Source organism: Blastococcus sp. VKM Ac-2987 (genome assembly GCF_026967805.1).
Taxonomy (GTDB): Bacteria; Actinomycetota; Actinomycetes; order Mycobacteriales; family Geodermatophilaceae; genus Blastococcus.
The window spans coordinates 569298-583336 of record NZ_JAPVBG010000001.1 but is presented as its reverse complement, the minus strand read 5'-3'; the positions used below and the strand labels follow the sequence as shown (position 1 = coordinate 583336).

Annotated in this window: 16 protein-coding genes; 9 read left to right on the top strand and 7 right to left on the bottom strand. The window is 70.5% G+C overall.

Annotated elements, in window-relative coordinates; all coding sequences use genetic code 11:
• Positions 1-92 precede the first annotated feature (92 nt).
• The 7 genes from O2W17_RS02840 to O2W17_RS02810 form a co-directional block, all read right to left on the bottom strand.
• Positions 93-908 carry an ABC transporter permease gene (locus O2W17_RS02840; RefSeq protein WP_269190877.1) on the bottom strand — a complete coding sequence of 272 codons (816 nt, stop codon included), beginning with the start codon at positions 906-908 and terminating at the stop codon, positions 93-95.
• Entirely contained in the window at positions 905-1804 is a 900-nt protein-coding gene (locus tag O2W17_RS02835) for an ABC transporter ATP-binding protein (RefSeq protein WP_269190876.1), read from the bottom strand. The genes O2W17_RS02840 and O2W17_RS02835 overlap by 4 nt, the downstream gene beginning before the upstream one ends.
• Positions 1805-2147: 343 nt before the next feature.
• Positions 2148-2483 (bottom strand): hypothetical protein, encoded by a 336-nt coding sequence (locus O2W17_RS02830; protein ID WP_269190875.1) that lies wholly within the window; start codon positions 2481-2483, stop codon positions 2148-2150.
• Positions 2484-2618: 135 nt separating this feature from the next.
• Positions 2619-2801 (bottom strand): hypothetical protein, encoded by a 183-nt coding sequence (locus O2W17_RS02825; RefSeq protein WP_269190874.1) that lies wholly within the window; start codon positions 2799-2801, stop codon positions 2619-2621.
• A 43-nt stretch (positions 2802-2844) separates the two neighbouring features.
• A complete protein-coding gene (locus O2W17_RS02820) occupies positions 2845-2994 on the bottom strand; it encodes a hypothetical protein (protein WP_269190873.1) in 150 nt (49 codons plus the stop codon).
• Entirely contained in the window at positions 2987-3217 is a 231-nt protein-coding gene (locus O2W17_RS02815; protein ID WP_269190872.1) for a hypothetical protein, read from the bottom strand. Before O2W17_RS02815 ends, O2W17_RS02820 begins: the two co-directional genes overlap by 8 nt.
• A gap of 168 nt (positions 3218-3385) precedes the next feature.
• Positions 3386-3862: a DUF6326 family protein gene (locus O2W17_RS02810; RefSeq protein ID WP_269190871.1), complete on the bottom strand. Its 477-nt coding sequence runs from the start codon at positions 3860-3862 to the stop codon at positions 3386-3388.
• A gap of 200 nt (positions 3863-4062) precedes the next feature.
• Here O2W17_RS02810 and O2W17_RS02805 point away from each other — a divergent pair, with 200 nt between their 5' ends.
• The 9 genes from O2W17_RS02805 (at position 4063) to O2W17_RS02765 (ending at position 14008) form a co-directional block, all read left to right on the top strand.
• Positions 4063-5184 carry a sensor histidine kinase gene (locus O2W17_RS02805; protein WP_269190870.1) on the top strand — a complete coding sequence of 374 codons (1122 nt, stop codon included), beginning with the start codon at positions 4063-4065 and terminating at the stop codon, positions 5182-5184.
• Positions 5181-5837: a response regulator gene (locus O2W17_RS02800; RefSeq protein WP_269190869.1), complete on the top strand. Its 657-nt coding sequence runs from the start codon at positions 5181-5183 to the stop codon at positions 5835-5837. The genes O2W17_RS02805 and O2W17_RS02800 overlap by 4 nt, the downstream gene beginning before the upstream one ends.
• 192 nt (positions 5838-6029) lie before the next feature.
• Complete coding sequence (locus tag O2W17_RS02795; protein ID WP_269190868.1) at positions 6030-7226, top strand: sensor histidine kinase; 1197 nt, start codon at positions 6030-6032, stop codon at positions 7224-7226.
• Entirely contained in the window at positions 7223-7915 is a 693-nt protein-coding gene (locus O2W17_RS02790) for a response regulator (RefSeq protein ID WP_269190867.1), read from the top strand. The genes O2W17_RS02795 and O2W17_RS02790 overlap by 4 nt, the downstream gene beginning before the upstream one ends.
• 84 nt (positions 7916-7999) lie before the next feature.
• Positions 8000-8764, top strand: a complete 765-nt coding sequence (locus O2W17_RS02785; RefSeq protein ID WP_269190866.1) for an ABC transporter ATP-binding protein — start codon at positions 8000-8002, stop codon at positions 8762-8764.
• On the top strand, positions 8761-11115 hold the full coding sequence (locus O2W17_RS02780) for an FtsX-like permease family protein (protein ID WP_269190865.1): 2355 nt from the start codon (positions 8761-8763) through the stop codon (positions 11113-11115). Before O2W17_RS02785 ends, O2W17_RS02780 begins: the two co-directional genes overlap by 4 nt.
• Before the next feature lie 158 nt (positions 11116-11273).
• On the top strand, positions 11274-12245 hold the full coding sequence (locus tag O2W17_RS02775) for an ABC transporter ATP-binding protein (RefSeq protein ID WP_269190864.1): 972 nt from the start codon (positions 11274-11276) through the stop codon (positions 12243-12245).
• Positions 12242-13093 carry a hypothetical protein gene (locus O2W17_RS02770; RefSeq protein WP_269190863.1) on the top strand — a complete coding sequence of 284 codons (852 nt, stop codon included), beginning with the start codon at positions 12242-12244 and terminating at the stop codon, positions 13091-13093. The genes O2W17_RS02775 and O2W17_RS02770 overlap by 4 nt, the downstream gene beginning before the upstream one ends.
• A 90-nt stretch (positions 13094-13183) precedes the next feature.
• Complete coding sequence (locus O2W17_RS02765) at positions 13184-14008, top strand: hypothetical protein (RefSeq protein WP_269190862.1); 825 nt, start codon at positions 13184-13186, stop codon at positions 14006-14008.
• Positions 14009-14039 lie beyond the last annotated feature (31 nt).

Genomic DNA, 14039 nt, shown 5'->3' with positions numbered 1-14039 from the left:
TGACCGTGAGGCCGGACATGACGACCGAGCCGGCAACCGGCGGTATCCGGAACGCACAGATTAGTTCCGGATACCGCCGCCCGTGTGTGTGACTACTTGACCTCGGAGCGGCGCAGGGAGAGCAGCCCGACGACGAGGGGAATGACGATCCAGATCATCGTGGTCGAGGCGAGCATCGCCCACTCCTCACCGGTGTTCGTGGCGCCCTCGAGGAGCGCCACCTGCGTTTCGTTCCAGTCGATCCACGGCTGCAGGTCCTCGAACCACGAGCGCACCTGGGCCAGGAGGACGAGGATGCCCGGCAGGACCAGGGAGACGACGAAGTAGCCCACGATCGCTGCCGCGGAGTTGCGCAGCACGACACCGAGGGTGAAGCCGATGGCCATGCCGACCAGGTTGAAGAGCACCATCTGGGGCGCCATGGACATCGAAATGTCCCACACGGTGTCGACGCCGGCGAGTGCGGATCCGGCCACGTTTCCGAGGGCGCCCACAGCGAAGGCAACGGCCACGGAGCCGAGGCCCACCAGGAGGGTCGCGATCGCCTTGGCGCCGATCACGCGTCCGCGGCTCGGCACCAGCGTGAATGTCGTGAGCCCACTGCGCTGGCTCCACTCACTTGTGACGGCCAGGATCGCGATCATCGGCAAGATCACCGACATCGGGAACCCGCTCGCCCTCGCGAAGCTCTCGTAGGTGACGTCGCTGTCGGGAGCGAAGATGATGACCGACCCGGTCGCGATGGGCGACAGGACGCCGATGCTGATGAGCATCCAGAGTCCCGAGCGGGTGGTGAACATCTTGCGCAGCTCGACCGTGACGAGCCGGGTGGTCGGGATGGGACGGGCGGCCCGGCGGACCGGTGCGGCCTCCGGGGTGGTGGCCGTAGAAATGATCGTGGCGGTCATGCCGCAACTCCTTCGCGTTGGGTGTCGGCAGTGAGCGACAGGAACATGTCTTCGAGCCCGGCGCTCTCGGCGGACCGGAGCTCGGTGAGGGCGATGCCCGCTGTCAGGGCCACGGCCCCGACCCGAGCGGGGTCGGCGTCCGTGCGGACCGAGCCGTCCCCTGCGAGGGTGCTGGGGACCCCGGCCAGCTCGAGGGCGTGCACGAGGTCGCGCGGTGACGTCGACCGGACGAGCGTCCCCGCTGCGGCCAGCAGCTCTTCCTTGCTGCCGGACGCGACGATCTTGCCGTTCCCGATCACGACCAGGTCGTCGGCGATGACCTCGATCTCGTGCAGCAGGTGCGAGGACAACAGGACGGTGCCGCCCTGGCTGGCGAAGCCCGTCAGCAGGTCGCGCATCCACCGGATCCCGGCAGGGTCGAGCCCGTTGGCCGGTTCGTCGAGGATCAACACCCGGGGGTCGCCGAGCAGCGCGGTGCCGATGCCCAGTCGCTGACGCATGCCGAGGGAGTAGTTGCGCACGCGGCGCTTGGCCTCCGATGACGTCAGGCTGACGAGCTCGAGCATCTCGTCGACGCGGCGGCGGGGCAGACCCATGGTGTCGGCGGCGAGCGTGAGGATCTCGCGTCCGGTGCGACCGGCGTGCTGGGCGGAGGCGTCCAGGAGGACGCCCACCTCGAGGCCGGGGTTGGGGAGGTCGGCGAACCGTTCTCCGTTGATGGTCGCGGTGCCGGACGTCGGGACGGTCAGGCCGACCATCACGCGCATCGTGGTGGACTTGCCGGCGCCGTTCGGGCCGAGGAAGCCGGTGACGCGACCGGGCAGGGCGGTGAAGGAGACGTTGTCGACGGCGGTGAAGCCGGCGTACCTCCGGGTCAGTGACTCAACAGTGATCATGTGACAACCCTCGCCGCGTCGCGGCGTGCGCACATCGGTGTGATGGCCAGTCCTGACCTAGCCGAAAGCATGGGCGCGGGACCATGCCTGGGGCCGATCTCAGGAACCTGGTCAGGCGCACCGCCGGTTACCGCATCGGACGAGGCGGGCCATGAGCGAGCAGCGAGCCGCGTCCCCTCGGTCGACACCAGCGCACGGCAGCTGGCAACGAGCTTGCGCCGGGTGCGTGCGCCCTCCGCCGGCCGCGCACGTCGGAGGCGAGACGAGGCCGGACGACCGCCATGACCGGTCATCGAGATCTGCTTCCCCCACGCGGGTTCGACCCCGCCGTGCCCCGATGCGATCACAGTCCACAGCGCGGAAGCCGGGCTGTCGCGTAGCCAGAGGGCAACCTGGGCAGGCTCGGCCACAGCAGTCGAAGCCACGTCCCGGCGACGTTCGCGAGGACGCCCGCACCGAGCAGGACCGGCACGAGCAAGACAGTTCCGAACAGGAACATCCCTGTCTGGTCACGACCGGCGGCGTGGGCGGACCACACGGCCGCGAACCCGATGGCCATTCCCATAGTCACCAGCAGCGGCCTCAGCTTCCAGGACATCAGCACCGCGACCAGGAGGTAGGTCAGGGCGCAGCCGACGACCTGCGCCGTGCGGTAGGGGCTTTGGAAGGACTGGGACACCTCGTCCCAGTGGTACTCGCTGTCCCACAGCCAGACCCCCAGGTGACGAGACCCGCAACGCACCCGAGCAGCAGGGTGAGCGCTGCGGTCGTCGCTCGCCTCATGCGCGGACGGGAAGGGCTGCGCAACGTCCGGTCAAGGCGGTGTCGGGTCGGGCGACTGGCGCAGTGCGTCCGCCGCCAGCTCGATATGGCCTAGGTGCTGGAACAGCTCCTTCAGCACGTAGAGCACCACGCCGAGGCCGGAACGATCAGTTCCTGGCAGGAACTCGCGTGCGCCGTTCGCGCCGCCGCCAAGAGCAAGAGACGTCTTCGACATCAGTGCATGTCCGTACGAGGCGCATCGTTCTCGCGACGGCGGCTCACAGCGCGGCCACGGCATTCGCGGTTGAGCGCTCACGGCGGGCGGCACTGCGGCGCAGCAGGATCACCGCGACGGTCAGCGGGGCTGCCACACTGCCGACGAGAATCGGGAGCCCGAGCGACAGCGGCAGCGTGGCGCTGCTACACACCTCTGCTCCCGGCTGTCTGCTCGCACACGGCGGCGCCGGTCGTGAGCAGCAGGAAGACCGGGGTCATGCTGCCGGGCCACACCCCGGTGGCCACGCACTTCTCCGCGGTGGTCCACGACGTCGACGACCACAAAAGAGCCAGGCCGGCGACGCACCCGAGACTGATCCCGACGCCCCACCCGAACGTCCCCCCGACGAGGCTCAGCGCGAAGCCCGGCAGCACGGGAGCGAACAGCAGCCCAGAGCCAGCAGTTCCCGTGCGGACGGGGGCTGCTTGCCCTCGTGAGCACTGCCCCTCCGCGAGACGGTCACCGGCTCGACCACGGGAACCCCAGTCGCTGCTTCCCGGAGTCGCTGTCACCGACGACGGGCACCGGGCCTGCCTCGAGTCTCACACCCGGGCCTGGGCGAGGTCGCGGCCGGCGGTGGCTCGAGTGGTCCGCGGCCAGGTCCAGGCGGCGCGCAGGATGAAGGCCAGGAGCAGCACCTCGAGTCCGATGGAGAGGCCGTAGAAGTAGGAGTACGCCCAGGACTCCCCGTCCGCGTTGTACAGCGAGGCAGGGATGTAGAGCGTTGCCACGACGAGGTTGGTGGCGCGGTTGACACGGGCGGGCAGTGTCGTGGAGAGCAAGATCATGAGGCTCGGGATGGCCATGAGCGTGAGCGCAAGGGCGACGAAGGTCGGGCCGGTGTCGAACTCGTGGACGACGCCGACCAGGATGTCGTCGATGCTCCCGGGCTTGTACAGGGCGAGGTAGTCGACGTAGATGTAGAGGAACATGACGCTGGTCCAGGCCGCTGCGAGCTTCGCTTGAACCGGGAGTCGCGCTTCCTGGAGTGCGCCGGCGGTTGCGCTGCTTCTGGTCATCACTTCTCCTGTGTGCTGGCGAGCTGGCCAGGTCGGCTCAGTCGATGTCGTCACCATGACGAGCGTTGACAGGCGACACATCCGCCTGCGGGCTCCAGCCGTCCTGGCCGCAGGGACGGGACATCCGCAGTACTTTCGGCTGATCCGCCCGAGCGGCGGCCCCTCTACGTTGGCCGGGAGGGGGAAGCATGCTTGCTGGAGTGTGGGCCGAGCCGCGCCCCGCGTGCCCGCCGGCGCGGGTCGGGCGGGACTGGGCGCTGTCCTCGGGTCTTGTCGCGATCTCGCTCGTCGAGATGCTGCTGCGCGACGACAGAGCATGGGCGCCACTCCTGATCGGTGTCAGCGTCGTGGTCGCGGCGTGCCTGCTGTGGCGACGCACGCAGCCGCTGGCCGCGGTCGCCGTGGCCTTCGGAGCCGTCCTTGCCTTCGACATCGCGAGGATCGTGGCTGTCGATACCACCGGTCTGCTGGGCATCGCCGGGTTGCTCGTGCTGCCCTACGCCCTGCTGCGCTGGGGGGCAGGTCGCGAGGCTGCCCTCGGACTCGGCATCATCCTCATCTGGTTGCCCGTAACCTTCGCCGCGGTCCCGACCTCACCCGCGGAGATCGTCGGCGGCTACGGCTTGTTCCTGTTCTCGGCCGCGCTGGGCGCGGCAGTGCGCTACCGCACCAGAAGCCACGACCGCGAGATCGAGCAGGTGCGGCTGCGCCAGCGCAACGAACTCGCCCGCGAGCTGCACGACACGGTCGGCCACCGCGTCTCGGCCATCGCCGTCCAGGCACAGGCAGGTCGCGCGCTGTCGGCCGTCAATCCTGAGCGCGCGCTGGCTACCCTGAGCACCATCGAAGAAGAGGCGTCCCGGACGCTCAAGGAGATGCGGGCGCTGGTGGGTGTGCTGCGCGACGGAACGGACGCCGATCTCGCCCCCCGCCGGGGCGTAGCGGACATCGAGCGGCTCGCTCGCCCCGGCGGCGAGGTGCTGGGCATCCGGGTGCAGGTCTCCGGTGACGTCGATGCTGTAGACCCGGCAGTCAGCACCGCCCTCTACCTGATCGCCGCCGAGGCGGTCACCAACGCGACCCGGCACGCATCCGGGGCTACCCAGGTCACCGTCGACGTCGCCGCGTCCCGCGGCCAGGTGTGCCTGCGAGTTCATGACGACGGCGCGGCAAGGACGGCCGGATCTGCTCCGGCCGGCTTCGGGCTCCGCGGCATGGCGGAACGGGCGAGCCTGCTCGGAGGCACCCTGCAGGCGGGACCTGACCCGGACGGCGGCTGGAGCGTTGACGCCTCGCTGCCTCACACCGTGCGGGCGTCATGACCATCCGCGTGCTCGTCGCCGACGATCAGGACATCGTCAGGGCGGGGCTGTGCATGATCTTGGACGCCCAGCCAGGCATCACGGTCGTGGGCGAGGCCGCTGACGGCCGACGGGCGATCGCGATGGCGCGTTCGCTGCGTCCCGATGTGTGCCTGCTGGACATCCGCATGCCGGACGTCGACGGGATCGAGGCCACCCGGCAGCTCGCCGGGCCCGATGTCGTCGATCCTCTGGCCGTCGTCGTCATCACCACCTTCGACCTCGACGAGTACGTCTACGGCGCGCTGAAGGCAGGGGCCCGCGGGTTCCTGCTCAAGGACGCCGGCGCCGAACTGCTCACCCAGGCCGTGCATGCCGCCGCCCGTGGCGACGCCCTGATCGCACCCAACATCACCGCCAGGCTCCTGGCCTCCTTCGCCGACAACCGCTCGCGCCCGATGCCACCCGAGCCCGTCGAGCCGCTGACCGCTCGCGAGGAACAGGTCCTGCTCGCTGCCGCTCGGGGGAGGACCAACAGCGAGATTGGTACTGAGCTGTCGATCAGCCTCAGCACCGTCAAGACCCACATCGCCGCCCTGATGCGCAAGCTGAACGCCCGCAACCGCGTCGAGATCGCCATGTGGGCCTACGAGACGCACCGCGTCGACACCTGATCGGCTCGCAAGCCGCGAGGCCACAGCCGGGTCGACGGGACGCTGGAGCCGTGGGCTGTCCACAGCGACGTCCACCGCGAGCGCGGGCGGGCGCCGGGACTCGCGGCCCGGCCCACATGACTCGCAGCGCCGCCCTGAAGCGCCCTAGCTAGGGAGGTTCCGTCGCGCCTCCGACGGGGTTACGTTCGAGCGGTGACGTGGTGGCGTGCTCTACCTGAGCTGCTACGTGATGCTGTCGGGGCTCTGGCGATCATCCTCATCTTCGTCATCGCCCAGCAGATCTACGGTGACGGGGGATCGCTTCCTAGAGCGGTCGCGATCGTGGTCGTCATGGGCGTCGCTCTGACTGTTCGGCGCCGCTGGCCCGCGGCCAGTTACGCCGCTGGTCTGCTCACCGTCGTCTTCGCCACGACCGGTATGGAGTTCCTGGCCGTCGTCAGCTACACCCTCGTGGCCTACCGGGAGCGGGTCCGACCGGCGCCCGTAGCTGGCATCTCCGCTCTCGCGCTCGTCATCGGGCACCTGGACTACTGGCCGGAGCTCGTCGTGGACCAAGTCGCCGGCGATCTCATCCTGATCGCCGGGATCTCGGTGCTGCCGGTCGTGCTCGGCCAGGCCGTGCGCAACGCGCGTCGCACCACCACCGAGCTCACCAGGCGCAACGCCGAACTCGTGGTCCTGCGGCAGCAGGCCGCCGACCACGCCGTCGAGACGGAGCGATTCCGCATCGCCCGGGAGCTACACGATGTCGTTGCGCACCACGTCAGCGCCATGACGGTTCGCGCTCGGGCCGGCCACCATGTCGCCGAGCGCGACCCGCAAGCGGCTGTCGACGCCCTCGGCTACGTCGCCGAAGCGGGCTCGGAGGCCCTGACGGCGATGGGCAGCTTCGTCGGGACACTCCGAGGTGAGGTCGCCGCCGGTGGTCGGGACGAGCTGGTTCCTCAGCCGACTCTCGAGGACCTGCCGGACCTGCTCGAGTCCTTCCGCCGCACCGGGCTGGTCGTGCACGAGGACCTCCACACGAGCGGTGTCTCGGTCGCTCGCGCGCTGGGGCTCAACGCGTACCGGATCGTGGAGGAGGCGCTCACCAACGCCATCCGGCATGGTGCTGCCGAGCGGGTGTGGGTACAGATGTGGTTCGACGGCGAGGACCTGCATCTGCAGGTCGATGACAACGGGCGCGGCCTGGATGGGGGCTGCACGCCGACCGGGCACGGGCTGGTCGGCATGGCCGAGCGCGCCGAACTGCATGGGGGTGCGATGGTCTTCGGCCCCAGCCCGCGGGGCGGCTGCCGGGTCGAGGCCACGCTGCCCACCGGCCACGCGGGCAGTCAGGCGCCGCCAAGTCAGGTTCCGGCCGGCGGCCCGGCCTCGGTGGTGACGTGATCCGGGTTCTGCTCGCCGATGACCAGCAGGTCGTGCGGTTGGGATTCCGCATGGTGCTGGACGGCGAGGACGACATCGAGGTCGTCGGCGAGGTCGGCGACGGCACCGCCGCGATAGCTGTCGCGGAGGAGCTTCGTCCGGACGTGGTGTTGATGGACGTTCGGATGCCGATCATGGACGGCATCGCGGCGACTTCAGTAGTCGCTCAGCGTTGCCCGGAGGTCCGTGTCGTCGTCATCACCACCTTCGAGCTCGACGAATACGTCGTGGGCGCGCTCCGGGCGGGTGCGGCCGGCTTTCTGCTCAAGAACATCGAGCCGTCCGCGCTGATCGAGGCGGTGCGCACGGTGGTGCGCGGTGACGCGCTGGTCGATCCGGCGATGACCCGGTCGCTGATCGACTACGCGATGCGGCAGCGGGACGAGCCTGCCGGCGCCGTCGACCCGCAACTGCTGGAGCAGCTGAGCAGCCGGGAACGCGAGGTGCTCACGATGCTCTCGCGAGGGATGTCGAACGCCCAGGTGGCGGCGGCCCTGTTCCTGGGCGAGGCGACCGTGAAGTCCCACGTGAGCAACATGCTGGTCAAGTTGCACCTGCGCAGCCGGGTCCAGGCCGTCGTCCTGGCCTACGAGACCGGTCTCGTCCAGCCGGGCACCGTGGGCTACGCGGACCTGCTCAAGGACGTGTGAGGGCCTCGGCTCCTCCTTTCGGCGGGGACGCACCCCTTCTCCGGGCGGTTCTGACTCCGGTCGCCGCTGCCTAGCGTCGCCGGCATGCGTCGCAACTCGACGTCGTGGTCTGCTCCGCCGTTACAGGCGCGGGACCTGGCGACGAAGGCTGTTGAGGGTGCGGCGCTGATCTCGCTGAGCGCCGTCTCCAAGACGTACACCACTGGTTCGGTGAGCTTCACCGCACTGGACCGCGTCGATCTGAGCGTCCGGGCGGGCGAATACGTCGGTGTCGTGGGCCCGTCCGGCTCCGGCAAGTCGACTCTGCTGAATCTGGTCACCGCGATCGACCGGCCCACCGCCGGCCGGGTGGAGGTCGACGGCGTCCTGATCTCTATCTTGAGCGCGGACGATGCGGCACGGTGGCGGGGACGCAACGTCGGTGTGGTCTTCCAGTTCTTCCAGTTGCTGCCGACGCTCAGCCTGGCGGACAACGTGGCGCTGCCGATGGACTTGTGCGGCGTGCACGGCCGGGATGAGCGCGCGGAGATCGCGCGTGACCTGCTGGCTCGGGTCGGGCTCGCCGGGCACGTCGACAAGCTGCCGTCCCAGGTCTCCGGCGGCCAGCAGCAGCGCGCCGCGATCGCCCGGGCCCTGGCCAACGACCCGCCGGTGCTCGTGGCCGACGAGCCGACCGGCAACCTCGACTCCGCCTCCGCCGCGTCGATGCTCGCCTTGTTCGACGGGCTCGTCGAGAGCGGCCGCACCGTGCTCCTGGCGACCCACGACGCCACGCTGGCCGAACGGTCCGGCCGGACTGTCCGGCTTCGGGACGGCACCGTGACCGAGGACGCGACGGGCGCGCGATGACCGGCGCGCGCGGCCGGAAGATCTTCGCCGACCTGCTTACCGACAAGCTCAGGTCGATGCTGGTGATCATCTCCCTGGCCGTCGGCGCGGCGGCGGTCGCGGCGATGTTCCTCTCCGCCACGACGGTCGAGGCTTCCTTGGCCGCCAATCTGCGGGCGGCGAACCAGCCGGCAGCCGTGCTCAGCACCGGGCCGTTCCCGGCCGGTCTCGTCCAGCAGGTGGCCGACCACCCGCTGGTGGGCCAGGCCGAAGGACGGCGGCTGCACCGGGCCCGGGTGTCGAACGGCTCCGGTGAGCGGTCGAGCGTGCAGCTGGTCGCGATGACCGCCTTCGCGCAGAACCGGATCGGACGCATCGCCGCCGCCGCCGAGGGGCAGTGGCCGCCGCGTCCGGGGTCGATCGTCATGGAGCGCGCTTCGCTCGGCGCGCTTGGTGTGACCCTGGGTGACCCGCTCGAGGTCGACGTCCCGGGTCGACCCCCGATGGAGATGGTCGTCGCCGGGACGGCGTTCGACGCCTCGGAGGTGGCGCCGACGCTGGGCGGGTCGCTGCGCGCGTACGTCGCGATGGACACGATCGTGGAGCTGACCGGCTCGGACCACCTCGACGTGCTGTACCTGCGTACCACCGATACTCCGGTCAGCCGTGGTGATGTGGTCGAGATGACCGCCGCGGTCCGAGAGGACGTGCTGTCCCCGGCAGGCGTTCCCGTCGTCGCCACGCTGATCGGCGACCCGGGCCGGCACCCGGCGCAGAACGCCGTGTCATTCCTGGCGCTGGCCATGCAGCTCCTGTCGCTGCTCGTGCTCGCGGTCGCCGTTGCGCTTGTCGTCAGTACCGTCGCTGTTGGCCTCGCCCAGCAGCGCACACAGCTCGGCGTCATGAAGTCGATCGGCGCGACCACCCGGCAGCTGACCGCCCAGTACCTGGCGTACGTGGTGCTCCTGTCAGCGATCGCAGTCGCCTTGGCGATCCCGCTCTCGATCGCTACGGCCCGGGCGGTCAGCGGCTACATCGCCTGGCTCGCCAACATCGAGCTCGAGCCGATCGGCATTCCCCTCGCGGCTATCGCCCTGCACCTGGTAGTCGGCGTACTGCTGCCCGTACTCCCCGTGGTGTGGACGGTGCGCCGAGCCAGCCGCAGGACAGTGCTCGACGCCATCGCCGACCGCGGACCGGCCGGCAGCGACTGCACCCGCGCCGGCAGCTCGCAGCTCGGCCGTCCGACGGTGCTCGCCTACCGCAACGCGTGCCGACGCCGCCTGCGGCTGGGGCTCGGGATGGGGGCGGTGAGCCTGTGCGTGGCGGTCGGCGTCGGTGCCCTGAACACCGGGAGCGCCTTGGGCCAGCTCGCCGATCGGGTGGCCGGCTACGCCGCCCAGGACGTGGCACTGGCCGCGACCGAACCGGTCGACGTGGAAGAGGCGAGGAGCGTACTGGGAGTCGCCCCCGCAGTGGACTCGATCGAGGGTTGGCTGGCCAGGGAGGCTCTCCGGTTGCGTCCGGACGGGACCCGCTTCGACCTGACCGGCGTCCCGGCCGACTCCGAGTTGATCGCACCGACGCTGTTGGCAGGGCGCTGGTTCGACGTCGGGGACGAGCACGCCATCGTCATCAACTCTCACCTCGCGCAGGACGAGCCGGAGCTGACCGTCGGAAGCGAGTTGCTGCTCGAGGTCGAAGGCCGGCGTCAGCAGTGGCGCGTCGTCGGCATCGCCACCACGACCCTGGTCGGCCCGGTCGGCTACGTCCCGGCCGAGGACCTGGCGGCCCTGCTGGGTGTCCCCGGCACAGCCGACGTGCTCGCCATCGATGTCCGCAGCGGGGCCGACCACGCCGCCACCGCAGAGGAGCTCGCCACCCGCGCCCTGGACGCCGGACTACCCGTCGCGGAGACCGTGACGAACGCCGAGCTCAGGAACGGCGTCGACAGCATGGTCGACATCGTGGTGGCCTTGCTGCTCGTCCTGGGTGGCGTCCTCGGCATCGTGGCCGTGGTCGCGGTGGCCGGCACCTTGGCGCTCGGCGTCGTCGAGGAGACCCGGGAGATCGCCGTCCTGCGCACCATCGGCGCCACCTACTGGGCGGTGCGCCGGCTGTTGCTGACTCAAGGGCTCCTCGTCGCCGCCGCGGGGGCCGTTCTGGGTGTGCTGCTGTCCGTCCCGGTGACTCTGCTGCTCGGCGCCGCGATCGGCGGCTCCCTGATCTCAGCCGCGGTGCCGTTCGCGTTCTCCGATGCCGGCGTCGCGATCTGGACCGCCGTCGCACTGGCCATCGGCACTCTCGGCGCCATCCCACCGGCCCGCATGGCAGCGCGGCTTCCCGTCGGGGATGCCCTCGCCTACGAGTGAGGGGCGCACCGCCCTCACGCACCGCTGCTCTGCGGTCCATGGAGCGGTCCATCGAAAGGTGGAGCCCCGTCGGTCATTACGACGGTTCTGGCCGGCCGGCGTCGCGACAAGTGTGAGGGCGTGCCGCAGTTGCGGTCCGACCGATCCAGGAGAGGCCGATGATCGAGGCCCGAGCACTGACCAAGACGTACGGCAGCAAGACCGCCGTGGACGACGTCACCTTCACCGTCCAGCCCGGCACCGTCACCGGTTTTCTGGGGCCCAACGGCGCCGGGAAGTCCACCACGATGCGGATGATCGTCGGCCTCGACCGGCCCACCGCCGGCGCGGTGACCGTGAACGGCAAGCCCTACGCGCAGCACCACGCCCCCCTGCGGGAAGTCGGCACGCTGCTGGACGCCAAGGCCGTCCACACCGGCCGCAGCGCCCGCAACCATCTATTGGCTATGGGCGCCACCCACGGCATCGGTAAAGCCAGGGTGCGGCAGGTGATCGAACTGACCGGCCTGGAGCCGGTGGCCGGCAAGCGGGTCGGCGGATTCTCCCTCGGCATGGGCCAGCGGCTGGGCATCGCCGCGGCGCTGCTGGGCGACCCCCGGACGCTGATCCTCGACGAGCCGGTCAACGGCCTGGACCCCGAGGGCGTGCGCTGGGTGCGTCACCTGGTCCGCGACCTGGCCGCTGAGGGCCGGACCGTGTTCCTGTCCTCGCACCTCATGACCGAGATGGCGCTCACGGCCGACCACATCATCGTCATCGGACGCGGCCGGATCGTCGCCGACGCCCCGGTCGCGGACATCATCGCCCGCGCCGCCGGAACCACGGTGCGGGTCCGGACACCCGACGCGACCGCACTGGCCGACCTGTTGCGCGGGCCGGACATCTCGATCGCGTCGGTGGAGCCGGACTTGATGGAGGTCACCGGCGGGACCGCCCCAGCCATCGGCGCCGCGGCCGCCAGCGCAGGAATCGTCCTGCACGAACTCACCCCGCTGCGCGGCTCCCTCGAGGACGCCTACATGCAACTGACCGCCGATCAGGTCGAGTACTCCTCGACGCCGCTGCCGGCTTCCGAAGGTTCCGATCCTGCCGGCGCCACGGCGCCGCTCGACGAGGTGGCACGGTCATGACGACACCGAGCAGCCGCACCGCGGTCCTCGACCGCCCCGATGCACCGACGAGCGGCGACCTATCCTTTCCTCGGATCGTCGCCTCGGAGTGGATTCGCTTCCGCAGCCTGCGCTCCAACCTCTGGGTCCTGCTGATCACCGTCGCCACCATGGTCTTCGTCAGCGTGCTGATCGGCTGGGCCGCAACGACGGAGGACGCGGGGGAGCAGCCGACCGGCACGGCGGCCTCGCTGGTGACCTCCGGCATCTCCCTCGGACAGCTGACCGTCGCGGTCCTGGGCGTGCTCACGATCACCGGCGAGTACACCACCGGGATGATCCGTTCCACGATGACGGCCGTTCCGCGGCGCCTACCAGTGCTCTGGGCCCGAGTGGTCGTGCTCGCGGCCGTGGTAGCGGTCGTCTCGGCGATCGGTGTCGCGCTGTCCCACCTGGCCACGCTCCCGTTCCAGTCGGAGGTCGGCGTGACGCTCGACCTGTCGGACGGGGAGACCCTGCGCATCCTGCTCGGCACCTCGCTGTTCCTGGCGACGATCGCCGTCTTCGCGCTGGCGATCGGATCGCTGGTCCGGAACTCGGCCGGTGGGCTGGCCATCGTCCTGGGGATCCTGCTGGTGATCGAGAACATCTTCGCCGTCATCCCCATGACCTTCTTCCAGAACGTCGGCGCGTTCCTGCCGGCGACGGCGGGCGGCCGCCTGCTGATGGAGTCGGAGACGTTGGCGATGGTCGCGGAGACGTCCACCACGCCGCAGCTCACGCCCTGGCAGGGCTACGCGGTGATGCTCGCCTGGGTCGTGCTGGCCCTGGCAGCAGCCGCCGCGCTGCTGCGCCGGCGTGACGTCTGAGCCGTCCTCCGCGATACCGAGGACGCGCCGCCCACTCCCCGAACGTCCTGACCGGCTGCCTCGGCAGTGCATCGAAGGGAACGAACGACGATGGCCGAAGTCCTGCACGGATCTCCTGCGCGACCGCTGTCCGGGGCCGCCGGGGGAACCCCCGGCCCGCGGCGGCGTGGCTGGACGACCGGACCGGTCGCTGCGCTCATCTCCGGCGTCGTCCTCCTCCTCGTCGCCACGGGGTGTCTCGTAGGCGCCGCCGCGCTGCTCTGGGCCGACCAGACGCAGCGCGACAGCGACGGATACCTGTGGACCGCGGACACGGAACTGGTCACCAGCCGGTACGCCGTCACGACCGAGGTCATCCCCCTGGACAGCGGCGGCGCTCAGTGGGCCGTGGACGGCGTGCTGGGCGCCACGCGACTCGAGGCCGTGCCGACGACCGCGGACGGCGACCTGTTCATCGGCGTCGCGGACGCCGATGACGTGGCGGAGTACCTGCGGGGCGTCGGGCACGTAGAGGTCAGCGAGCTCGGTTCGACCCGTCCCTGGGCGTGGGCCTGGATGATGCGGCCCGCGATGACCGATCGGGCCGGAGACGCCCCGGCGGCGGCGCCCGATGAGCTGGACTTCTGGGTGGCGCAGGCCAGCGGCCCCGGCCCGCTGACGCTGGAGTGGCAGCCGGTCGATGGGAACTGGCAGATGGTCCTCATGCGCGCCGACGGAGGCGCGGGGGTCGCCGCGGACGTGCGCATCGCTGCCGGCTCACCCGGCCTGGCCGTGCTCGCCGGCGGGCTGGTCGTCGCCGGCCTCGCCGTCCTCGTCGTCGGTGTGCTGTTGGTCGTCCTCGCGGTGCGGAAGGCCCGGACGCCGCTGACCCTCGGCACCTCCACGACTCCGAGCGCGACGGGGTCGAGCTCGTGACCCGCCGCGCAAGGAACCGTCGCGCCACCAC